Source organism: Fusibacter sp. 3D3, assembly GCF_001748365.1.
Classification (GTDB): Bacteria; Bacillota; Clostridia; order Peptostreptococcales; family Acidaminobacteraceae; genus Fusibacter_A.
This window is the reverse complement of the sequence record NZ_BDHH01000031.1, coordinates 17,692-39,878: the sequence shown is the minus strand read 5'-3', so window position 1 is coordinate 39,878 and position 22,187 is coordinate 17,692. Positions and strand designations below refer to the sequence as shown.

The following is a 22,187-nucleotide window of genomic DNA, read 5'->3' as shown; positions in this document are numbered from 1 at the left end:
AGGGCTTAGGGTTATTAAATGAAAAAATTTAAGTTTAGATATGAGAGCGTTTTGAAAATGCGCCTTGATCAAGAAGAAAAGCTTAAAAATGATTTGGCAAGACGCGTTCAAAAGAGACAAGCTATCTTAGATAAGATGGAAAGGCTTAAAGAAGACCTAGAGACCTATTCCGGTTGGGTTCAAGAAGGACTGATTAACGGTCGCCGAATGGATTATCGTGAAATTGATCAAGGTAAAAAATATTATAGAAAACACATACAGGATCTGAAGCATGCACTTCGTCAGGCTGAAGCTGAAATAGAGCATGCAAAAGCTATTCTGATTGAAGCCATGAAAGAACGTAAAGTCATGGAAAAGCTCAAAGAAAACGATTTTCAGAACTATATTGAAGCCTTTAATATAGCCGATGCAAAAGTTATTGAGGAAATTGTAAATTATAAAAACAACAAGAAAGATGGTGATGAATAGTGCCCGTAAAGCAACCGGTCCAAACGATAGTTGAAAGTAAAGTTGGCGAATCAAAAAAAACCAAAAATAAACTGGGTTGCCTAATTGTCTTGCTCATATTGTTCATTACACCAGTCTTTGCAGTGGGAACACTCTATTATTTTAATAAGGACTTTAAATTGAGTGCAAATGGTGTTATGTCACAAGTACCTGGTCCTATGGGGCGTTATTTCGAAAATTTTCCAACGCAGTCAGAAGAGATGGAGAAAATAAGAATTATTTCAGATTATATGTTGTCGATTACTGAGGATCGTGCAGTGGATAAAATGTTGGTCCTCAAAGGCGAAGATTCCAAAGCGTATGATGAAGTGGTTAAAGATATGATTCGAATAAATCCAAATAGAACCAAGAACATTCTTGAGGCAATAAGAGGGCAGTCGTTGAGTACAGATGCTGTGATTGCAACCGTTCAAAAAATTGAAGACGAAAAAACAGCCGATATAAAGACCAAGGCGGATTACATTGCGTCTTTGCCAGTGTCATCGGCAATCGCAGAAATACAGAAGGTTATAGCGGCATCCATCAATGGCTATAAAGATGCCGCTCAAATTTTCGATAGTATGGACGATGGCGCTGCAGAAAAAATGCTCTATCAATTAGATGAAATTGAGAGAAACAAGATTTTTTCTTTTTTAAGTGAAGATAAAAATTTTAGTATCAAGCAAAAACACAACGAAATCACGAGAAGTGAGACAGAACTTACTCAAATAGCAGGTGTTTATAAATCTGAAAATCCAGATACACTGATTAATACCATAGGAGATACAACGGCGTATACAGTGGATGAACTTGCGATCATCTATAAAAATATGGGTCCCATGAAGGCTGGAGAGGTGCTTGCGAAATCTCAAAATGATACTTTTGTGTTTCAAGTGATAGGCAAAATGAAAGAAAATGAATTGCTCAAAGAAAATGTGGATAATATTACATCAGATGTCTTAAAATCATTAAAGATTTATAGAGAATTTGACGATAATGTTGGTGAGTTGGTTAAAGTCTATTCAAAGATGGGAACGGATAAGGTTGCAGACATCATAAAGAATATGATGCTTAATGCGTCTCCCTCAAAAATTTATGAATTAGACAATGGTGATATGATTTCTATCAGCGATGAGACCTTGATGCTTGAAATTTTAAAAAGTTTTCCAGAAACCAAGAAAGCAGAAATTTTATCATTGCTTGATAAGACTTTATCATCTGAATTAACACGCAAGCTAGCACTACCACAAAATTAGGAGGTGACTATGTACACACGAGAATTGCAAAATAATATGTCGATTCTCAATGTATTTAAACAAACTGGCCAAGCAAGTAAATCAATTAAGACCACACCCTTTAGTGAGATCATGGGTAAGCAGTATCAAAATAACGTTTCAGTTCGAAAAGATGCAACTTTGTACAATGAGAAGCAGACAAATGAGGTGAAACAAACAAAAGTAAAACCAGCGACAACCAATCCGTATTCTAAAAAAAGTGAATCCGTTGATGAACCTAAAAAAACGACAAGTGATGTTCCAGATCAGAAAACGGATACAGTTCAAAAAGAACCTAATGTCAAAGCAGTGGAAACGGAGCCAACTGAAAGTAAAGCGGTTGTTTCGGATGACGAACACTCTATCAAAGAGGCATTAGAAAAAAAAATAAAAGTATCTGAAGAAGAATTAAATCAGTTGATGCTGTTGCTAGATTTAAATTTAACGGATTTGCAACAACTTGTAAATTCTGAAAGCATTGATGTGAGTCTACTTCAAGAAATTTGCACCACTTTAAGTCAACTTGAAATTGCTTCATCATTGGATACAAATAATGGTCCTGATAAAACACTTGTTGATCAATTATCAAATCAACTTAAAACCTTAATGGAACCTTTACAAAATCAGAAAATTGAAAGTAATGCAGGTGAAGTCAAAAGTTTTAAGGAAGTACTTGATAAAATAGAAACTTTGTTAAAACAATCGGATCCATTGCCAAATGAAAAAACAGTTGCCAACGAGACTCAATCGAGTCAAGCGTTTAAAGCAGAAACGCCTGTATTGCTTGATAAAATCAAGGCATTGATGGATCAATCAGAGGGTGATATGCCTGAAGCTGAAGTGAAAACAGCAATGGTGAAAGAGTCTGTACAGCCTAGAGTCCAAACAGATACAACGGTTAAAGCGGAATCGGTAGAGACAGTTGAACCCGTCAAGATGGTGGATACAAGTAATCCTAAGAGTTCAGAAGAGCACACGGCAAAAGATGAATCTGGAAAATCGGAAACCTTAGTATCCGTTTCAAAAGAGGGCGATTTAGTGGTTACAAAAAGTGATTCAGAATCAAATTCTATATTAGATCAAATCACACTAAAACAACCGAGTTCAATTACAAATGGGACTCAAAATAACGTTTCATCTGCATTAAGATCCAATATATTCGGTCAGATTATGGATGCTGTTAAAGCAAATGTAAAATTGGATGATAATGGCTCTCATATGTTGGTGAAATTAAATCCAGAACAGCTTGGCAGTGTGGAGCTTAAAATATCAATTCATAAAGGCGTTGTACTTGCTGAAATAAATGTTGAAAATGAAATGGTGAAAGCAACTGTTGAATCTAATCTTGATGACTTGAAGCATTCACTTTCTCAAAAAGGATATCACTTGAATCAGATCAATGTGTCTGTTGATTCGGGAAAGAAAGAACAAGAACAACAATTTGCATTTAATAAGGGCAACAAATCCAAAAGAGGGATAGCGCTTGATGAAGTGGATGATTTGAAAGAATTGATTTTAGAACACTCCAATTATCAAGAGGATCTATACGAAACCTCTACGATTAACTATTTTGCATAGGAGGTGGAAAAATGGCATTTCCAATTAGTGGTGTAATTACATCCGGTCAATACGAAAAATTGAACAAGATCAGTGATAATGAGGATAATACCAAAAGACTTGCAACTCAAACGCTGGATAAAGATTCATTTCTAAAACTGATGATGACTCAGCTTCAAAACCAAGATCCGCTAGAGCCCATGGACAACAGCCAAACGATCGCTCAAATGGCTCAGTTTACTTCAGTGGAACAGCTGACCAATATCAGTGAAGCGATGGAAACGAATATTTCCATTAGTACGACAATGGCGGAGCAATTGGTGAAGTTGACAGCTGCAATAGAAACTATGAATACAAAGGGTACAGGCAGTTCGGAGGAAGTGAAAACGGCTCAAACTAAAATTATTGAACAAAATGAATCCATGGTCAATGAATTGATCAAATTAAACAAAGCGCTCTCGAGTTATTTCGGCACAACCGATAACTCAACAAGCGCAGACTTGCTTGCCAGCTTGGGAAAATAATTGAGAAGGTGTTACTGTGAATAATTTTAAAGGCATGAACAATGATTATATTTTGAAGAGAACCCAAATCAATGGCGTTGAACCTTCAAAAAATGTTCAAAACACACAAAACAAGAGTATACCTGAAGGACCGAGTTTCAATGAGGTTCTCAATAAAATCAAATCAAATGAAGACGTTAAGTTTTCAAAACATGCCATCGATCGGCTGAATTCTAGAAACATAAACCTTACGGACCAAGAGATCAATAGAATTAATACAGCTATTGATAAGGCTGGACAAAAAGGGGTCAAAGAAGCGTTGATCATGATGGACAACAAGGTATTTATAGCGAGCGTTCAGAACAAGACCATCATCACTGCAGCCGTTGATGATCAATTAAGAGACAGTGTTTTTACAAATATAGATGGAGCAGTAATCATATAAAGCTGGACCTTTTTAGGAAGCTTTCATCCTCTGAATGATAGAAGAGGATACCTGCTCATATAGGAGGTTATTCGTTATGATGAGATCAATGTTTTCTGGTGTGTCGTCCCTTAAGTCACACCAGTTAAAAATGGATGTAATAGGTAATAATATAGCAAATGTCAACACCGTGGGATACAAAGCTTCAAGCGTTTCTTTTTCGGAAATGTATTCGCAGACCTTAAAGGGGGCGAGTTCATCAACGACAAGTAGAGGCGGGACAAATCCAATGCAAGTTGGACTTGGGGCTAACGTTGCTTCAGTTGCCGTAAATCATACAAAAGGGTCCATCCAAAGAACGGATGTTGCGACGGACATAATGATAGATGGCGAAGGCTTTTTCATGGTTACAAACGACGCCACTGCTCAAAACAAGTTTTATACAAGAGCTGGCAATTTCCAAATGGATGAGCAAGGCTATTTGGTAACTTCTGATGGGCTTAGAGTCCTTGACAATGAATTTAAACCGATTCAAGTGAATATGTCGGATTCAAAGAATGCGTCAATGAGTACGAATATACTCATCAACGGCAATATTAGCACCACTGAAGCTGGTTATAATACCACTGTGGATGTCTACGACTCTTTGGGCGATGTTCATACGTTAAAGATTGATTTTCCAGGATTGCCAATTCCAACAACGGGTGCTATAACTTTAGGCACGAATCCTAGTACTAATGATCCAGCAAACGATCCTCTTAACGTTGTAAATGGCGTTGTAACGGCGGCGCCTCATAATTACACGTATAGAAAGATGACCATTACTGATTCTACTGGAAAGCAGATAATACCTGAGCTTACCGGCACTCCTCCTGCTGCAACGCAAGATGTCTATGCAATGTTTAATGAAAGAGGTGAGATTGTCGACTTGATACAAACTGCTTTTGGTGTATTGCCGACGGCTCTTCCTAATGATGATGCAAAATATGCTGTATCTTTAGGCATAAAAGTGCCAGGTGCTTCAGATATTACTTTGCCAATTGATCGCTCCATGTTCTTTGCCGGTGGCGATGTGACTAAGGACAGAATTGCGACTCAAAACAGTCAAGTTTCTGATGCTAAATCCGTTCAGCTGGAAGGAAATGCAGCGGGAAAAATTTACTCTTTTAACATATCCGCGAAAGGTGAAGTTGTCGGCATCTATACAAACGGTGAACAAAAAGTGCTTCAAACGATTGGATTAGCTGCATTTGATAATCCAGGCGGTTTAATGAAGCTCGGTGGCAACTTGTTCCAAGAAACGCCAAACTCTGGAACTGCCAAGTACGGCAACCCTTCATCGGGCAGTTTTGGTGATTTAACACCTGGCGCACTTGAAATGAGTAATGTCGACTTAGCGGCTCAGTTTACAGATATGATCACGACTCAGAGAGGGTTTCAAGCGAACTCCAGAGTCATTACAACCAGTGATGAAATTCTGCAAGAACTTGTAAATCTAAAAAGATAGTTATTAGCTACCCGTAGCAATCCAGATGCTACGGGTAGTTTTAGTGTTTTACAGTGAGTGGGTTGGGACATGGAGGGGTATAATGATAAAAGTGACTAAACTAAATGGGGATGTTATTTACATAAATTCAAATTTAATAGAATTTATTGAAGAGACGCCAGATACGATGATGACGCTGACCACGGGCAAGAAAATTATATTAAAAGACAGAGTAGAAGCTATTATTGATCAGATTGTTGAGTATAATCAAAAAATTAATAAATAAGTGGTGTGATCATTTGAATTGCTAAGTATGAATGTTTATTATAAAATAGATAATATAACCCTTGAGGAGATGACCCCCGCTTCTTAAAGTGGGGGTCATATGCCGATCCAGTGGGAGTCCAAACTCCCGCTGGATGCAATCCGATAGGATTGCAAGGATTACGAAGGGAGCGAAGCGGACTGAGTATACGCTTTGATTCGAGAGATTAAAATCAAATTTAGCAATTTAAATGCGTTATATTTTAAAGAAGAGGTGTACAATTTGGATATTACAACAATAATTGGGATAGTTCTTGGTTTTGCATTGGTGGGATGGGGTATATTAGGCAATAGTGAGCTGAAAAATTATATTGATGCACCTTCACTTGTAATCGTTGTAGGGGGCATGGTCGCTGGATGGCTCGTTGCTTTTCCGATGAAGGAAGTTGTGAATATTGGCAAGGTATTTAGCAAAACGATTAAAAATAGTGAGTTTGATATTGACCAGATTATCACTAAAATCATTGAACTTGCCAATGTTGCAAGAAGAGAAGGCTTGTTAGCACTCGAAGAGGCAGTGGCTGAAATTAAGGATGATTTTTTGCAGAAAGGCGTTATGCTCATCGTGGATGGGACTGATCCTGAACTTGTTAAAAACATATTAGAAACAGAAATTGATAATTTAGCGGAACGCCATGCGAAGAATAGATCACAACTTGAAGTTATGGGTTCGCTTTGTCCTGCTTTTGGTATGGTAGGCACGCTGATTGGTCTCGTGGCCATGCTTCAAAACTTGTCGGATCCTTCCTCTATTGGACCTGCCATGGCCGTTGCCTTACTCACAACCTTCTATGGATCGTTGTTTGCCAACTTGATCTTTATTCCGATGGCAAGTAAACTCTCCCTTAAATCTAATGAAGAAATATTGATCAGAAACGTTATGATTGAAGGTCTCTTATCCATTCAAGCAGGAGAAAACCCTAGAATTATTGAAGAAAAACTAAAAGTGTTTTTACCACCATCTGTTAGAAAAACGGTAGGAACTCAGGAGGCGAATTCAGATAATGGCTAAGGATAAATGTCCAGAGTGTAAGCAAGGTGCGCCAGAATGGATGAACACTTATGGTGATATGGTTACACTGCTCATGTGCTTTTTCGTATTGCTATTTGCATTTTCATCTATAGATGCTCAAAAATTTGAAGCGGTTATGATTTCTTTTCAAGGATCGGCGGGTGTTTTAGAAGGTGGCAAAAGTTTATCTGAAGCCCCTATGATCTTTGATGCTATGCCTGAAAGTCAAACTTCAAGTGCACAGGTGATCGAACAAAACAAATTAGAAGCGCTTAAAGAAAAAGTCGAGCAATATATCAGTGACAACCAGATGCAAGCTGAAGTAGATGTTCAGCTAGAAGATTATGGATTGATCATTAGATTCAAAGACAATGTGCTCTTTGACTCAGGAAGCGCAGTTGTAAAAAGAGAATCCCATGACATTTTAACTTTTCTTGGAAATTTACTTAATTCTGAGGAGTTTGTAAATGAACAAATTAGGGTAGAAGGTCATACGGATAATGTGCCGATTAAGACTGCCATTTACCCGACTAACTGGGAGCTTTCAGCAAATAGAGCGACAAATGTGGTCAAATTTTTTATTGAAAATGCGAGTATGGTTCCCGTGAGACTTTCTGCTTCAGGCTATGGTGAATATCATCCCATCGCCACCAATGACAGTTCGGAAGGCAGAGCGGCGAACAGACGTGTCGATATCGTTGTCGTTAAGACAGTGAACACGAATCAAAATGAAGAGAGTCAAGGAGGACAGTAGAAATGAATAAGAAAATTTTGATTATAATCGCAGTTGCAGTTCTACTCGTGTCAATAATTGGGGTCGTCTTGGTTGTGTTTGTTTTAAATAAATCCGATACAGAACCAGAAATTGTCTATTTAGAGTATAAATTGGATGAGGGTTACTCGAATCTATCAGATGTAGACAGTAACAAAATTATTAAGTACAAAGTCACGATTGAATACACCAATGCAGATGTTTTAGCTTTACTTGATAAAAATAAGACTAAAATTGTCAATAATATTGATGAAATTATGAGAGCTACGTCTTCTGAGGATATTGATAAACCCAACGGGAAACAGAGAATAAGAGATCGCATTAAGGAAATGGTCATTGAAGTTTTAGAATCAGACGAAGAAACCATTACAGATGTCTATATTCAACCTTTTATCGTACAGGGCTAAAATATTTATAAGATATGCCGATAATTGTAATGAGAGTGTATTTTTTATATTAAGATGAGTTTTGATTGTAAATTTGATAGGAAAAGGAGGTGGGGGATATGTCTGATGTTTTATCGCAAAATGAGATAGATGAGTTACTGTCTGCGCTGAGTACAGGAGAAGTAGATGTAAAAGATATTGAGGAAGAGAAAAAGGAAAAGAAAGTTAGAAAATATGACTTTTCACGTCCAGATAAGTTTGCGAAGGATCAGCTTAGAACTCTGGAAATTATTCATGAAAATTTTTCTAGACTCCTCAACAACTTTTTGTCTGGTTATTTAAGAACCTATATTGAGGTGGACGTCATCTCTGTGCAAAGTTTGATTTACACAGAGTTTAGCAATTCCATATCTAATCCTGCAATTTTAGGTATTATAGATTTTGCACCTTTTAGTGGGCAAATTATTATTGATGTCTCTTCTGATATTGCTTATTCAATGATAGAACGTGTTTTGGGCGGTACTGGGAAATCACCTTCAACGAATAAGGAGAATAGGTCTTTAACAGAAATTGAGATGACATTGCTCAGAAATATTTTGATTAAATTCATCAATTTACTAAAAGAACCTTGGGGCAATATCGTTGAACTTAGACCAAAACTTGAAAACATAGAGACGAATTCACAATTTGCTCAAATTGTGTCTCCCGCTGAATCCATTGCATTGGTCACTTTTAATATTCATATTGGAGATTCAGAAGGCATGGTCAATATTTGTATCCCGCATTTTGTCATAGAGCCTATATTGCCAAGTTTAAGTTCAAGATTATGGTTTGCAACAAGTAATAAAAAAGAAGTCACTGATGAAGAGCGAGAAGCACTTGAGACAGGTATTGGCAAATCCGTTATCAGCATGAAAAGTATCGTTGGAGGATCCAATATAACCGTCTCTGAACTTTTAAACCTTCAAAAAGGAGATATTATTCTGCTCAATAAAAAAGTGGATGATCCACTTGAAATTTATGTAGAAGATAAATTAAAGTTTCGTGGTAAACCAGGTATTAAGAAAAAAAATGTGGCTGTAATGATTACAGACGTTGTTACGGAAGGAGATGAAATCGATGACTGATATGCTTTCGCAAGAAGAGATTGATGCTTTATTAGGCGGTGGTGATAGTACATCTAATAACACAACAGTGGCCAAATTAACGGATGCAGAAATTGATGCAATTGGTGAAATCGGCAATATAAGCATGGGAACAGCCGCAACAACTCTCTTTACCTTGTTAAACAAAAAAGTAACCATTACGACACCTAAAGTATCCGAAACAACTATGGAAGAACTTGCTGAAGAATTCATAAGTCCATCTGTTCTCATAAATATTACTTATAAAGTGGGTATTGAAGGCGTAAACTTTTTGATTTTACATGAAAAAGATGTTAAAATTATAACAGATTTAATGATGGGTGGAGATGGTACTAACATCTCCAATGAATTAAATGATCTGCATTTAAGTGCGATTAGTGAAGCGATGAATCAAATGATTGGCTCTTCCTCCACATCTCTCTCGGAAATGCTTGGTCAAAAAATTGATATTTCTCCCCCAGAAGCTTATCATGACAAGATTTCTGAGTTAGATTATACTCAATTTGGGGTATCAAAGACAGATCAAGTGGTTAAAATCGCTTTTAGAATGACTGTTGGTGATTTGATCGATTCAGAAATTATGCAGGTCTTACCGATTGAAGTTGCAAAACAAATGGTTGCGACAATTGTCAAAGGGAAACCAGAGCCAGAGCCAGCTGCAGCAAGTAAACCTGTTCCAAAATTGGAAGAAGAAAAGGTTTCGCCAAAACAAGAAGCACCAAAACCTCAATATTATTATGAAGAAGATGACAGAAAATCAAACCTTTCAAACGAGAAAGTCAATGCGATTCCGTTGCAATTCGAAAATTTTGATGGCAATTCTGCTCAAATGTATTATAATAATGATATAGAACTTATTAGGGATGTTCCACTTGAAATCACCGTGGAGCTTGGAAGAACTGGTAAAAAAATCAATGAAATTCTTGATTTCGGAGTAGGAACGGTTATTGAACTAGATCGACTTGTAGGGGAACCTTTGGATGTTCTAGCCAATGGTAAGAAAATTGCCAAGGGTGAAGTTGTTGTCGTGGATGAAAATTACGGCATTAGGATAACGGATATTATTATTCCTAGAAGGGTCAATGAATAATTATTAAGGAGGAAACGCTATGGCTAATACAATATTAGTTGTTGACGATGCAGCATTTATGAGGATGATGATCAAGGATGTCTTAACGAAAAACGGTTATGATGTTGTTGGTGAGGCAGAGAATGGTCAAAAAGCTATTGAAAAATATAAAGAATTAAAACCTGAGCTCGTGATCATGGATATTACGATGCCAGAAGTTGATGGCATTCAAGCCGTTAAAGAGATTAAGGCTTTTGATCCAAATGCTAAGGTTGTTATGTGTTCTGCGATGGGCCAACAAGCTATGGTTATTGAATCCATTCAAGCAGGCGCAAGAGACTTTATCGTCAAACCGTTTCAGGCAGATCGTGTTATTGAAGCAGTCAAAAAAGTGTTAGGATAGGTGATTTATTTGTTTGGCAAATTTACCTATTCTGCCATTCTTTTAAAAAGTTACGAGACAGATAATTTCTGGTTTGCAGTGAAGTATTTTATCGTGATATCAATCTTAATATATTTTTTATGGATATTCTCTAAGTTTATAACTAAAAAGAATTATATCTCTTTGAAAGACCGTAAAGTTAAGGTGTTAGAACGTGTAGCCCTTTCAAATGATAAGTTTTTGCTTTTAGTGGAGCTAGAGAATATTTTTTATTTTATTGGAATTGATAAAAATGGTATGTACCTTATGGATAAGCGAGATGATCTAAAAGTAGAAAGCTTTATAAAAGAAGAGCAGATTTTAAATCATAAATTTTCAGAACATTTGGAGCGATTTTTAGTTAAGAAGGATAAAAAAAATGACGGTCAGTAAGGGTAAGTTAAGCAAAGTTGATTTTAAGCTAAAATTATTAGTTTTGGTATTTTTAATATTGTTTGTCCTATTTCCCCAGTTTTTATCCTTTGGAGAAACAAATATAGGCATACCGGATATAAATGTATCCATATCTAGTGAAAATGGTGATGTTCAAGTTGCAAATAGCATTCAGATTTTGTTAATGCTTACAGTGCTTTCGTTAGCACCTTCAATTTTGATGATGATGACTTGTTTTACAAGAGTCATTATTATTTTAGGCTTTATAAGGCGAGCGTTGTCATTACAATCAACACCTCCAAATCAAATTTTGGTGGGACTTGCATTGTTTTTAACTTTTTATATCATGTCGCCTGTTTTTACTGATGTTTATGAAAATGCATATCTTCCTATGCAAGAAGGCACTATAACTTTAGAAGAAGCTGTCAATGTAGCAAAAGAACCTTTTAAAGCGTTTATGCTACGTCAAGTGAGAACTAAAGATTTGGCGCTTTTTTTGGATATTGCAGATGTGGATAATGTTACAACAAATGAAGATATCCCTATGACGGCGTTGATTCCTGCTTTTATTATTAGCGAGTTGAAACTTTCTTTTGAAATTGGATTTCTTATTTTTATTCCCTTCATTGTGGTAGATATGATTGTTGCGTCGACTTTAATGGCGCTGGGGATGATGATGCTTCCGCCTGTTATGATCTCTCTACCCATAAAAATTCTTCTATTTATTATGGTGGATGGTTGGCATCTTATTATTGAAAAGATAATCTTAAGTGTGAGGTAGGTGTTGTAAGTGACGGAAGAAATGGTTATTGATTTATTTTCGGAAACCATAAAAATCATTCTTTTTTTATCAGCACCTATGTTACTTGGCGGCCTACTGATTGGACTGATCATCGCTATTTTTCAGGCGACAACGCAAATTCAAGAGGCGACACTTGCCTTTGTCCCTAAAATTGTAGTGGTTTTTGTGATCATGATTTTAACGGGTTCGTGGATGATCAATTCACTTGTTCAATTTACGAATGATGTTTTTGGTTTAATCGATTTAATCATTTACTAGAGGAGTTCGTAATGTCAATTCCTTTTTTTGATATCTTATTGATCTTTGTGAGAATTGCAGGCATGATTTTTACAGCACCTATATTTGGAAGCCGCAATTATCCCGTTCAAGTTAAAATAGGTTTTATTCTTTTTATGTCTCTTATATTATGGCCCCTTGTGGATTCTAATATCATTTATGATTTATCCAGTTTGTATCAACTGATCTTTCTCGTCATAAACGAACTCTTTATTGGCGTTTTCATGGGGCTTATATTGACCGTTTATATGGGATTCATCTATTTTGCTGGGGATTTAATTGATAGGGACTTGGGATTTGCAATGGTCAGTGTTATCAATCCACTAGATGAGTCCCAAATTGCAATCACTTCCAACCTTTTTTATATTTTTGCAATGTTAATATTTCTACAATTGAATTTTCACCATGAGCTCATTACGGCACTTGTGGTTTCTTTTGAAAAAATCAAGCTCGGAACGCTGTTTTTTTCAGTGCCTTCTTTTGATATATTATTGGATATTATTGAAGAGTCATTTGTATTAGGGTTTCAAATAGCAGCCCCATTTGTGATCACAGTTCTTATTGCAAATATTATACTGGGGTTATTATCTAAAGCAATGCCAGGAATGAATGTCTTTATATTAGGGATGCCCTTTAAGATCTTTTTTGGATTTCTGTTGTTCATTATACTTATGCCTTACTTGTATGAAATATTTGCGGGTATCTTAGGAAATGGTTTCCAGTATATCGTGAGATTCTTTAATTTGTTTTAGTGTAGGATCATGAGGTTTATATGCTTTTAAAATTTGATTTGCAATTATTCTCAGAAGAAAAGACGGAACAACCTACCTCCAAAAAAATAAGAGATGCTAGACAAAAAGGACAGGTCGCAAAATCGAAAGATTTACCTGCGTCCGTGGGACTTCTAGCTGTTTTTTTTATGTTATCTCAATACGGCAGTTATATGGTGGATCAATTATTTGGCTTTTTCTATATGACGGCTGCTTATATGGAATCCCCAGAAGCTTTCTTTTCAAATGGTAATATTAAAAACTATTTTAATGAGACGCTCTTGTTTATACTGAAGCTGACTTTACCTTTGTTAGGGGTTGCATTGATCGTCGGACTTCTTTTGAATTATGCTCAAGTTGGGTTTCTATTTACGCTTGAACCGATACAACCTAAATTAAGTAAAATTAATCCGCTAAAAGGGTTAAAAAATATGTTTTCAACAAAATCGCTTGTTGAGCTTGTCAAATCCGTTACCAAATCGGGTTTACTCCTATATGTTGCCATCTCATATGTCAGACAACATTTAAAAGAACTCATTTTAGTACTCGAATTACATCCGAGACAAACCGTCTTAATCATGTGGAACATCACCTATGGACTTGTTATCAGATGCGCTCTTTTTTTGTTTGTAATTGCTATATTTGATTTTGCTTATCAAAAATGGAAAAACAATAAAGATCTGATGATGTCTAAACAGGAAATTAAAGATGAGTATAAGCAAAGTGAAGGCGATCCGCAGTTAAAAGCGAAGATTAAACAGAAGCAAAGGGCAATAGCAATGAGTCGAATGATGCAAGAAGTGCCTAAAGCTGACGTGATCATAACGAATCCTACTCACTTTGCAGTGGCGCTAAAATACGACCAATCGGTGGGCGCCGCACCCTTATTGCTTGCAAAAGGACAGGATTTAATCGCTCAAAATATAAAAAAGATTGCTGGCGAGCATAATATCCCAATCGTAGAAAATAAACCTTTAGCTCAAACTTTGTATAAAACCGTTGAAATTGGTGAATTTATTCCAGCAGAGTTGTATGAAGCGGTTGCAGAGGTCTTAGCATACGTATATAATTTAAAGCAAGAGAAAAAATTTTAGGAGGCCTATAAATGCGTTTTAGTGACGTGACAATGGCTTTGTTAGTAATTGTCATTATTCTGATGATTATTATACCAGTACCGTTAGCGTGGTTGGATTTTTTTCTAGCCCTGAACATATCTTTGGCACTTACGATTTTAGTGCTTTCCATGTTTGTTAAAGAGACCTTGGAATTTTCAGTATTTCCGTCTATACTGCTTATTACAACGCTCTTTAGACTTGCGTTAAATATCTCAACAACTCGATATATTTTATCTGAAGGTAAAGCGGGTGAGGTTATTGATGCATTTGGAAACTTTGTTGTAGGTGGGAATGCCATTGTTGGTTTTATTATATTTTTGATTATTGTACTCATTCAGTTTTTAGTTATTACGAAAGGTTCAGAACGTGTATCTGAGGTTGCTGCGAGATTTACACTGGATGCAATGCCAGGTAAACAGATGGCAATTGATGCCGATTTAAACTCGGGATTGATCACTGAAAATGATGCGAAAGAACGCCGAAAAAAAATTCAGAGAGAAGCAGATTTTTATGGCGCCATGGATGGTGCCAGTAAATTCGTTAAAGGGGATGCTATTGCTGGCATCATTATCACTGTCATTAATATAATTGCGGGCTTCATGCTAGGGGCCTTTTTTATGGGGCTTACTTTGGCACAGTCTATTCAGAAATTCACATTATTAACCGTGGGGGATGGTCTCGTGAGTCAGATCCCTGCACTTATGATTTCTGTTGCTACTGGTATCATTGTCACAAGAGCAGCTTCCGAATCTAATTTAGGAACAGATGTGATTTCTCAACTTTTTGCACAATCCAAAGTGCTCTACATCGTAGGAGCTGTCTTGATGCTTCTAGGAATAGGCACGCCGCTCCCCAATTTGCCTTTTGTGAGCATCGGAGTTGCCATCCTTTTGAGCGCGGTTCGCTTAACGCAAGATAAGAAGGCACTTGAAGAGCGTACAGAACTTGAAGAAGACCAAGAAATTGCAAGAGAAAATGACGATATAAGGAAACCTGAGAACATTATTCCTTTGCTTCAGGTGGATCCTATAGAACTTGAATTCGGCTATGGTATTATTCCACTGGCAGATCCTAATCAAGGCGGTGATCTCTTTGATCGATTGGTTATGATTAGAAGGCAAATTGCACTGGAAATGGGTGTCGTTGTGCCCATGATCAGACTTAGAGATAATATTCAGCTCGATTCAAGTGAGTATCTCATCAAGATTAAGGGCAACGATATCGCGAAGGGCACAATCGTCTTTGATCATTACTTGGCGATGAGCCCAGGTGTAGTCGAAGGCGAGATTGAAGGGATTGATACCCTTGAACCCGCTTTTGGACTTCCCGCAAAATGGATTCGATCTGAGAATCGAGAAAAAGCAGAGTTGTTAGGTTATACCGTTGTCGATCCTTCTTCTGTTATTTCAACACATTTAACAGAGGTGATTAAAAAGCATAGTCATGAATTGATCAATAGAGAAGATGTTAAACAATTGATACAAAATATCAAAGAAAATAATGCGGCATTGGTTGAAGAATTAATGCCAGGACTTATGTCGCTAGGGGACATTCAAAAAGTTTTGTCCAATTTATTGAAGGAATTCGTGTCTATCAGAGACTTGGTGACGATACTTGAAACGCTTGCGGATTATGCTAGATCAACAAGAGATGTCAATATACTAACGGAATATGTTCGGCAAAAGCTATCCAGACAGTTGTCTCGAAACTATTTTCCCTTTGGGAAGGCCAAAGTGGTCACTTTGGACCAGAGCCTTGAAAATATGTTGATGGAGGCTATTGAACAAAATGAAAATGGCACATTCTTGTCGATTGATCCAATGACAAGTCAGAATATCGTAGCGAGTTTAGCTCAAGAAATTAGAAAACTCATGCAAATGGGAGAACAGGCAATTGTTGTGACCGCGCCAATTGTAAGATTTTATTTTAAAAGAATGACAGAACAATCTATTCCAGAATTAGTTGTTTTATCATATAATGAAATAGAATCAGATATTGATATACAATCTGCAGGGATGGTGAGTATTTAATGAAAGTTAAGCGCTATTTAGTCAAAGATATGAATGAAGCCATGATTAAGATCAAAAGCGAACTTGGTATGGATGCAGTAATTTTAAATACGAGAAAAATAAAAACAGGCGGGTTATTTAAATTTTTTAAAAAGCCCTTGATTGAAGTCGTTGCTGCAATTGATGAACCTTTAATTCAGACATACAAAGATGTTGCCAAGCAACCTCCGATTAAAGAAACTGTTTTTATTAAGCCAGCGGACCCTATTGTAGAAAAACCGGTCTTTCTTGATGATGATATCAAAATAACAGAACCACAAAAAAATTCAGTTTCCAACAATGAAGTTTTAGAGCTTAAACAGATGGTTTCAGAACTCATTAGAAAAGTGGAGAATATTGAACATAAGGAACCTGTAAAAAAAGACCTGTCTTATGTGGATTTTTTAAAATCACTAGATATTCAAGAGTCTATTGCAAAAAAAATTATGGATATTGTCCAGAGACAGATCAGTTTAAATGATAAAAATCAAGAGGCAATATTAAATGCGATGAAAGTGATTACCAAAGAGTACTTAGGGGATATGAGATCCATTGACACGGATCCCTTAAACAAACCCAATGTCTATATGTTTTTAGGCCCCACAGGTGTAGGGAAGACCACTACACTTGCAAAAATTGCGGCAAGGCTCTCGCTGATTGAAAACAAAAAAGTGGGCTTAATCACAGCAGATACGTACAGAATTGCTGCTGTAGAGCAACTTAAGACCTATAGTGAAATTCTTGGAATTCCTCTTGAAGTCATCTATGAAGCCGATGAACTTGAGGAAGCACTCTATAAATTTAAAGATAAAGATTATATTTTAATTGATACTGCTGGTCGAAGTCATAAGAGTAAAGAACTCAAATCGGATTATGATGAACTTGTGAAATATTTAAAATCCGTTCAGATTTTTTTAGTGATGAGCATGACAACCAGTTTTAAAGATATGAAAAGTATTATTGAATCTTACAGTTTTATAAGTGACTATCGGCTTTTATTTACAAAGTTAGATGAAGCAACTTCCTATGGCAATATTTTAAATGTAAAGGTATTAACAGGGAAAGCTTTATCCTACTTCGCCATTGGGCAAAGTGTTCCAGATGATATAGAATTGGCCGATAAAGATAAAATTGTGGGCTACATTTTTGATAATGATAATAAAAGCGACAAATAGAATTTCCATGGTGGTGGTGTATAATGGATCAGGCACAGAAGTTAAGAGATATCGTTCAAGAAAGTTCGTCTGAATCAGTTAATAAGCATGATGCTAGAATTATTACTGTATCAAGTGGCAAGGGGGGCGTTGGTAAAACAAACTTCACGGTAAATATGGCGATTGCTCTAGCAAAGCTCAAAAAACGCGTCACAATTATTGACGCGGATTTAGGCCTCGCTAATGTAGATGTTCTATTTGGCATTGTACCCAAGTATAATTTGTCTCATGTAGTAAAAGGCGAAATTCCTGTACAGGATTGTATTTTCAAGGGCCCTTATGATATCAATATTATATCTGGAGGATCTGGTATAATGGATCTTATTGATTTAGATCAAAATCAACTCGAAAAGTTGATTCATTCATTGCTCTATTTCAATGATGTATCCGATTATATTCTCATCGATACAGGTGCAGGTCTCAGTAAATCCGTTTTATCTTTTGTAGATGCCGCTTCTGATGTTATTGTTGTTATAACACCAGATCCAACGTCAATAACGGATGCCTATGCATTGATTAAAAATATTGTAAAAGAAGACGACAAAAAAATTAAGTTGATTATTAATCGAGTAGATTCAAATGAAGAAGGCGATGAGGTCTTTAATAAACTGGAGCAAGCGGTATCAAAATTTTTAAGCAAAGAACTTGAAAATATGGGCTATATATTCGAAGATTCTAATCTGAAGAAAGCGGTTAGAAAACAAATACCTGTGCTTGAAGCTTATCCGAGGGCTATTTCAAGTAAAAGCATTGAAAATATCGCTTATAACCTTGAAAACAACAGTAAATATGTTAAAAATGCTCATAGTTTTAAAACTTTTATAAATAAATTGATAAACAAAATTTAGGTGACTTTGATGAATGGTTTTTATAAGTATTTGAAAATTGCAGATGAAGTAGATATTATGATCTTTAAGAATGATAATGAATCCATTACTCTAAAGTGCTTTGTCTACGAAATAACAAACGATTCCCAAATTATAATATCTAATCCAGTTTCTGAAGGTCGCCTATATCCTCTTGAAAAAAGTTATGTATACTACTTTAGATTCTATATAGAAAATTTGGGTATGTACTTATTCAAAGGGACTATGAAAGACAGGACCCAATTTGACAATCTGCCGAGTGTGATTGTAAATCTTGCCTCTGATATCAAAAAAGTTCAAAGGCGAAAGTTTTTTAGAGTGAGTTTAATGTCTCAAGGCAATCTTTTGTTTGAAAAACAATTGTCAGAGGACGAAATTGCTCAAATGAAACAAAAAGTTTTGGCAAAATTTAAAAACGAAAAAGATATTCTCGTCGATGAAGTAATCTTAGAAAAAATCCCATTTGATACTTTGGATTTAAGTGGCGGTGGTCTTAGAATTCTCATAAAGGAATCCTTTGATCTGGGCACTTTTTTAGAAGGTGAATTTAGAATCAGTGGTGACTGGGTGAAGTTCAAAGGTGAAGTCACACGAAATGAGAAAAAAGATGATAATCGATATGAAGTGGGTATAAAATTTCTAGAGATAGATGCGAATACCCAATCTAAGATTGTAGCTTATGTTTTTGAAATTGAAAGAAATCTCATTAAAAAAGGGTTGATGTAAATGAAAATTAGAGTATTAGTTGTGGATGATTCTGCTTTTATGCGCAAAGTGATTTCAGATATGATTGAGTCAGACGATGCCTTTGAAGTAGTTGATGTCGCAAGAAATGGTGAGGATGCCATAGAAAAAATAAAAAAATATCTTCCAGACGTGGTTACTTTAGATATAGAAATGCCAAAGATGGATGGTCTTACAGCGCTTAAAATAATTATGGAGTCAAATCCACTCCCAGTTATTATGCTGAGTAGTTTGACAAAAAAAGGGGCGGATGAAACATTGAAAGCACTTGACTTAGGAGCATTTGATTTTATCACAAAACCTTCATCGCTTATAAAAATATCTACACCTGAGATGAAAGAAGAATTGCTTCAAAAAATTAGATTTGCAAGCCGTGCAAAGGTGTCCAAACCTGTTGCTTTAGACAGACCGGAAACTTTTGTATCTTTAAGTCCTAAAAAAGCTGCTTCTACGAGTCGTATAGAAGGCAACTCTAAATTTAGAAAATTGATTGCGATTGGCACTTCGACAGGAGGTCCTAGAGCACTTCAAGAGGTTATCCCATATATTCCTAAAGATATAGATGCGGGTATTCTCATTGTACAGCATATGCCACCAGGCTTTACGAAGTCTTTGGCAGAACGTTTAGACAGCATGAGTCAGATTCGTGTTAAAGAAGCTGAAGATGGCGATATTATACTTTCTGGGTGGGCTTATCTAGCGCCTGGAGATAGTCATATAAAAGTATATAAACAAGCGGGCCAATTTGTGATAAAATTAGATAATGGGGAACGTGTTAGTGGACATAAACCCTCTGTAGATGCTATGATGTATTCAATAGCTGATTTAAATGATCATAATGTAATTGGCGTTATTATGACCGGTATGGGTGCAGATGGTGCAGAAGGCCTCAAACGTGTTAAAGATAAAAAAGGCTACGTTATTGCACAAGACGAGGGAAGCTGTGTTGTGTTTGGTATGCCAAAGTCAACTATCAAACTTGGGGTTGTAGATAAGGTCGTTGGCCTTTCTAATATTACCAATGAAATCATGAAAGCCATGGAGGTGTAGTGCATATGGATATGAGTCAATATCTAGAAATATTCATCGATGAATCCAAAGAACATTTGCAAACTATGAACGAAATATTGCTTGACCTTGAAAATAATGCTGAAAATATGAGCTATTTAAGTGAAATTTTTAGGATCGCACATACATTAAAAGGCATGTCGGGGACGATGGGATTTACTAAAGTTGCTGCGTTGACACACAAAATGGAAAATGTTCTAGATTTGGTCAGAAATGGCAATTTGAAAGTAACGGGTATGATTGTAGATGTTCTCTTTGAGTGCTTTGATGCATTGGAAGAGTATATTGATAATCTAGAGAAAACAGGCAAGGAAGGTGACCTAGATTCATCTGTACTTGTTGTAAAACTAGAAAAAATCGCTGCTGGTGATTCTGTTGATGAGACCAAACCTAAAAAAGTGGCGGACGCTAAATCTGAAATCGCTAGGCCAACTGATGATGACGCATTTCATATTTCGATCAATGATGTGGAGAGTATCATCAGCAAAGCCATTGAGATGGGCGTGAGACCCTATCTGATAAAAGTGGTTTTAGATAAGGGGTGTATGCTAAAAGCAGCACGTTCTTTTATTGTTTTTAATACACTTGAACGATTTGGTGAAATCATTAAGTCGTTTCCGTTAGCTGAAGAAATTGAAGATGAGCAGTTTGATGACTCCTTTGAACTCTTATATTTTTCTAAACTGGATGAAAATTATACCCAAAGTGAACTCATGAAAATTTCTGAAATTGTAAAAGTAATCGTGTTACCTTTATCTGAACTGGACCTTATTGAACATGCAAAACAGGCAGATGTTGAGATTGATATTGAAACGGCAGTTGCCAATGAAGAGACGTCTAAATCAAAAGAAGATAACGCACAAAGTAAGGACAAAGGTAAAACGTCTAAAACGGTAAGAGTTGAAATTGGAAGACTGGACAATTTGATGAACCTTGTGAGTGAATTGATCATTATCAAAACACGACTTGAAGACTTAGACACCTCCTCCAACAAGAACAACATGAATGAAGCAATTGAATACCTTGAACGTATTACCACAAGCCTTCATGATGCTGTAATGAAAGTTAGAATGGTACCTGTTGAAAGAACTTTTAATAGATTTCCGAGACTGGTCAGGGATTTATCGAAAGAGCTTGGTAAGAATATAAAATTATTTATGTCTGGTGAAGAAACTGAAGTAGATAGAACTGTTATTGACGAAATTGGAGATCCATTGATTCATTTGATTCGGAATTCGCTTGATCATGGTATAGAGTCACCTGAGGTGCGTTTGAAAGTGGGTAAAGAAGAAAATGGATTTGTAGCCTTAAGAGCTTATCCTGATGGCAATACAGTTGTCATAGAAGTAGAAGACGATGGTAAAGGCATTAATCCTGATATTATTAAGAAAAAAGCAATTGAGAAAAAAGTGATTACAACTGCGGAATCAGAAGATATGAGTGAGAAGGAAATTATCAATTTGCTCTTCAATGCAGGATTCAGCACTGTGGACAAAGTGACAGATATCTCAGGACGAGGTGTTGGCCTAGATGTGGTTAAATCTAAGATTGAAGCGATCAACGGCACCGTTGAAGTGATATCTACACTCGGTCAAGGCAGTAAATTTGTTATAAGGTTACCATTAACGCTTGCAATTATTCAAGCCCTAATGGTGAATCTAGATGATGAGAAATATGCAATTCCGCTTAATAATATTAAAGAGATAACAACGATTCAAACGGTTAAAATCACAATGGTTCAAGATCAAGAGGTCGTGCTCTACCGCAATAAGACGCTTCCAATTATTAGAATGAAATCTGTTTTAAACATCAATGAAGGTCACGAAGATTTGGATGAACTGATTGTTGTAATTGTTAAAAAAGGTGAAGTTGAAGCTGGGCTTGTTGTAGATAGTTTAATTGGACAACAAGAAATCGTTATTAAGTCACTTGGTAAATACCTCACGGGTATTAAAGCAATTGCGGGTGCAACGATATTAGGTAATGGTAGTGTTGCATTGATCGTTGATCCTAATCAATTATTCTAGTAAGG

The 22,187-nt window shown here is 36.3% G+C and carries 24 protein-coding genes; all 24 read left to right on the top strand.

The window, feature by feature from the left end; all coding sequences use genetic code 11:
- Nucleotides 1–18 precede the first annotated feature (18 nt).
- The 24 genes from fliJ (at nt 19) to F3D3_RS21865 (ending at nt 22,182) form a co-directional block, all read left to right on the top strand.
- A complete protein-coding gene (fliJ, locus tag F3D3_RS21980; protein WP_069876589.1) occupies nt 19–468 on the top strand; it encodes a flagellar export protein FliJ in 450 nt (149 codons plus the stop codon).
- Between the two features lie 98 nt (nt 469–566).
- On the top strand, nt 567–1,742 hold the full coding sequence (locus F3D3_RS21975) for a hypothetical protein (protein ID WP_175438457.1): 1,176 nt from the start codon (nt 567–569) through the stop codon (nt 1,740–1,742).
- A 9-nt stretch (nt 1,743–1,751) separates the two neighbouring features.
- Nucleotides 1,752–3,338, top strand: a complete 1,587-nt coding sequence (locus tag F3D3_RS21970; protein ID WP_069876587.1) for a flagellar hook-length control protein FliK — start codon at nt 1,752–1,754, stop codon at nt 3,336–3,338.
- Nucleotides 3,339–3,349: 11 nt separating this feature from the next.
- On the top strand, nt 3,350–3,841 hold the full coding sequence (locus tag F3D3_RS21965) for a flagellar hook assembly protein FlgD (RefSeq protein WP_069876586.1): 492 nt from the start codon (nt 3,350–3,352) through the stop codon (nt 3,839–3,841).
- Between the two features lie 16 nt (nt 3,842–3,857).
- Nucleotides 3,858–4,265 carry a TIGR02530 family flagellar biosynthesis protein gene (locus tag F3D3_RS21960; RefSeq protein ID WP_242877187.1) on the top strand — a complete coding sequence of 136 codons (408 nt, stop codon included), beginning with the start codon at nt 3,858–3,860 and terminating at the stop codon, nt 4,263–4,265.
- 76 nt (nt 4,266–4,341) lie between these two features.
- Complete coding sequence (locus tag F3D3_RS21955) at nt 4,342–5,751, top strand: flagellar hook protein FlgE (RefSeq protein ID WP_069876585.1); 1,410 nt, start codon at nt 4,342–4,344, stop codon at nt 5,749–5,751.
- Between the two features lie 82 nt (nt 5,752–5,833).
- Nucleotides 5,834–6,016, top strand: a complete 183-nt coding sequence (locus tag F3D3_RS21950) for a flagellar FlbD family protein (RefSeq protein WP_069876584.1) — start codon at nt 5,834–5,836, stop codon at nt 6,014–6,016.
- A gap of 192 nt (nt 6,017–6,208) precedes the next feature.
- Nucleotides 6,209–7,066 carry a motility protein A gene (locus tag F3D3_RS21945; RefSeq protein WP_306455964.1) on the top strand — a complete coding sequence of 286 codons (858 nt, stop codon included), beginning with the start codon at nt 6,209–6,211 and terminating at the stop codon, nt 7,064–7,066.
- Nucleotides 7,059–7,820: a flagellar motor protein MotB gene (locus F3D3_RS21940; RefSeq protein WP_069876582.1), complete on the top strand. Its 762-nt coding sequence runs from the start codon at nt 7,059–7,061 to the stop codon at nt 7,818–7,820. Before F3D3_RS21945 ends, F3D3_RS21940 begins: the two co-directional genes overlap by 8 nt.
- A 2-nt stretch (nt 7,821–7,822) precedes the next feature.
- A complete protein-coding gene (gene fliL / locus F3D3_RS21935) occupies nt 7,823–8,245 on the top strand; it encodes a flagellar basal body-associated protein FliL (protein ID WP_069876581.1) in 423 nt (140 codons plus the stop codon).
- 98 nt (nt 8,246–8,343) lie between these two features.
- Nucleotides 8,344–9,351 carry a flagellar motor switch protein FliM gene (gene fliM / locus F3D3_RS21930; RefSeq protein ID WP_069876580.1) on the top strand — a complete coding sequence of 336 codons (1,008 nt, stop codon included), beginning with the start codon at nt 8,344–8,346 and terminating at the stop codon, nt 9,349–9,351.
- The gene (fliY, locus tag F3D3_RS21925; RefSeq protein ID WP_069876579.1) at nt 9,344–10,459 is read left to right on the top strand and encodes a flagellar motor switch phosphatase FliY; all 1,116 of its coding nucleotides are present in this window, start codon (nt 9,344–9,346) and stop codon (nt 10,457–10,459) included. The genes fliM and fliY overlap by 8 nt, the downstream gene beginning before the upstream one ends.
- 19 nt (nt 10,460–10,478) lie before the next feature.
- Nucleotides 10,479–10,841 (top strand): response regulator, encoded by a 363-nt coding sequence (locus tag F3D3_RS21920; protein ID WP_069876578.1) that lies wholly within the window; start codon nt 10,479–10,481, stop codon nt 10,839–10,841.
- Entirely contained in the window at nt 10,842–11,252 is a 411-nt protein-coding gene (locus tag F3D3_RS25280; RefSeq protein WP_374700098.1) for a flagellar biosynthetic protein FliO, read from the top strand.
- Complete coding sequence (gene fliP, locus F3D3_RS21910) at nt 11,239–12,033, top strand: flagellar type III secretion system pore protein FliP (RefSeq protein WP_084389239.1); 795 nt, start codon at nt 11,239–11,241, stop codon at nt 12,031–12,033. The genes F3D3_RS25280 and fliP overlap by 14 nt, the downstream gene beginning before the upstream one ends.
- Before the next feature lie 9 nt (nt 12,034–12,042).
- Nucleotides 12,043–12,312 carry a flagellar biosynthesis protein FliQ gene (gene fliQ, locus F3D3_RS21905; RefSeq protein WP_069876576.1) on the top strand — a complete coding sequence of 90 codons (270 nt, stop codon included), beginning with the start codon at nt 12,043–12,045 and terminating at the stop codon, nt 12,310–12,312.
- A gap of 11 nt (nt 12,313–12,323) precedes the next feature.
- Nucleotides 12,324–13,082, top strand: a complete 759-nt coding sequence (gene fliR / locus F3D3_RS21900) for a flagellar biosynthetic protein FliR (RefSeq protein ID WP_069876575.1) — start codon at nt 12,324–12,326, stop codon at nt 13,080–13,082.
- Between the two features lie 20 nt (nt 13,083–13,102).
- Entirely contained in the window at nt 13,103–14,194 is a 1,092-nt protein-coding gene (flhB, locus tag F3D3_RS21895) for a flagellar biosynthesis protein FlhB (RefSeq protein ID WP_069876574.1), read from the top strand.
- Between the two features lie 11 nt (nt 14,195–14,205).
- On the top strand, nt 14,206–16,245 hold the full coding sequence (gene flhA, locus F3D3_RS21890) for a flagellar biosynthesis protein FlhA (protein WP_069876573.1): 2,040 nt from the start codon (nt 14,206–14,208) through the stop codon (nt 16,243–16,245).
- Nucleotides 16,245–17,438 (top strand): flagellar biosynthesis protein FlhF, encoded by a 1,194-nt coding sequence (flhF, locus tag F3D3_RS21885; protein WP_069876572.1) that lies wholly within the window; start codon nt 16,245–16,247, stop codon nt 17,436–17,438. The genes flhA and flhF overlap by 1 nt, the downstream gene beginning before the upstream one ends.
- 23 nt (nt 17,439–17,461) lie before the next feature.
- Nucleotides 17,462–18,325, top strand: coding sequence for a MinD/ParA family protein (locus F3D3_RS21880; RefSeq protein WP_084389238.1), 864 nt, complete (start codon nt 17,462–17,464; stop codon nt 18,323–18,325).
- Between the two features lie 9 nt (nt 18,326–18,334).
- On the top strand, nt 18,335–19,069 hold the full coding sequence (locus F3D3_RS21875; RefSeq protein WP_069876570.1) for a flagellar brake protein: 735 nt from the start codon (nt 18,335–18,337) through the stop codon (nt 19,067–19,069).
- The gene (locus F3D3_RS21870; RefSeq protein WP_069876569.1) at nt 19,070–20,137 is read left to right on the top strand and encodes a chemotaxis response regulator protein-glutamate methylesterase; all 1,068 of its coding nucleotides are present in this window, start codon (nt 19,070–19,072) and stop codon (nt 20,135–20,137) included. It abuts the gene before it with no gap.
- Nucleotides 20,138–20,142: 5 nt separating this feature from the next.
- Nucleotides 20,143–22,182: a chemotaxis protein CheA gene (locus F3D3_RS21865; protein ID WP_069876568.1), complete on the top strand. Its 2,040-nt coding sequence runs from the start codon at nt 20,143–20,145 to the stop codon at nt 22,180–22,182.
- The last annotated feature ends 5 nt before the right edge of the window (nt 22,183–22,187 follow it).

What these genes read in the sequence shown, in the direction of transcription:
- fliJ (WP_069876589.1), top strand. Translation starts at nt 19, where the DNA reads ATGAAAAAATTTAAGTTTAGATATGAGAGCGTTTTGAAAATGCGCCTT.
- F3D3_RS21970 (WP_069876587.1), top strand. Translation starts at nt 1,752, where the DNA reads ATGTACACACGAGAATTGCAAAATAATATGTCGATTCTCAATGTATTT.
- F3D3_RS21965 (WP_069876586.1), top strand. Translation starts at nt 3,350, where the DNA reads ATGGCATTTCCAATTAGTGGTGTAATTACATCCGGTCAATACGAAAAA.
- F3D3_RS21955 (WP_069876585.1), top strand. Translation starts at nt 4,342, where the DNA reads ATGATGAGATCAATGTTTTCTGGTGTGTCGTCCCTTAAGTCACACCAG.
- F3D3_RS21950 (WP_069876584.1), top strand. Translation starts at nt 5,834, where the DNA reads ATGATAAAAGTGACTAAACTAAATGGGGATGTTATTTACATAAATTCA.
- F3D3_RS21940 (WP_069876582.1), top strand. Translation starts at nt 7,059, where the DNA reads ATGGCTAAGGATAAATGTCCAGAGTGTAAGCAAGGTGCGCCAGAATGG.
- fliL (WP_069876581.1), top strand. Translation starts at nt 7,823, where the DNA reads ATGAATAAGAAAATTTTGATTATAATCGCAGTTGCAGTTCTACTCGTG.
- fliM (WP_069876580.1), top strand. Translation starts at nt 8,344, where the DNA reads ATGTCTGATGTTTTATCGCAAAATGAGATAGATGAGTTACTGTCTGCG.
- fliY (WP_069876579.1), top strand. Translation starts at nt 9,344, where the DNA reads ATGACTGATATGCTTTCGCAAGAAGAGATTGATGCTTTATTAGGCGGT.
- F3D3_RS21920 (WP_069876578.1), top strand. Translation starts at nt 10,479, where the DNA reads ATGGCTAATACAATATTAGTTGTTGACGATGCAGCATTTATGAGGATG.
- fliP (WP_084389239.1), top strand. Translation starts at nt 11,239, where the DNA reads ATGACGGTCAGTAAGGGTAAGTTAAGCAAAGTTGATTTTAAGCTAAAA.
- fliR (WP_069876575.1), top strand. Translation starts at nt 12,324, where the DNA reads ATGTCAATTCCTTTTTTTGATATCTTATTGATCTTTGTGAGAATTGCA.
- flhB (WP_069876574.1), top strand. Translation starts at nt 13,103, where the DNA reads ATGCTTTTAAAATTTGATTTGCAATTATTCTCAGAAGAAAAGACGGAA.
- flhA (WP_069876573.1), top strand. Translation starts at nt 14,206, where the DNA reads ATGCGTTTTAGTGACGTGACAATGGCTTTGTTAGTAATTGTCATTATT.
- flhF (WP_069876572.1), top strand. Translation starts at nt 16,245, where the DNA reads ATGAAAGTTAAGCGCTATTTAGTCAAAGATATGAATGAAGCCATGATT.
- F3D3_RS21880 (WP_084389238.1), top strand. Translation starts at nt 17,462, where the DNA reads ATGGATCAGGCACAGAAGTTAAGAGATATCGTTCAAGAAAGTTCGTCT.
- F3D3_RS21875 (WP_069876570.1), top strand. Translation starts at nt 18,335, where the DNA reads ATGAATGGTTTTTATAAGTATTTGAAAATTGCAGATGAAGTAGATATT.
- F3D3_RS21870 (WP_069876569.1), top strand. Translation starts at nt 19,070, where the DNA reads ATGAAAATTAGAGTATTAGTTGTGGATGATTCTGCTTTTATGCGCAAA.
- F3D3_RS21865 (WP_069876568.1), top strand. Translation starts at nt 20,143, where the DNA reads ATGGATATGAGTCAATATCTAGAAATATTCATCGATGAATCCAAAGAA.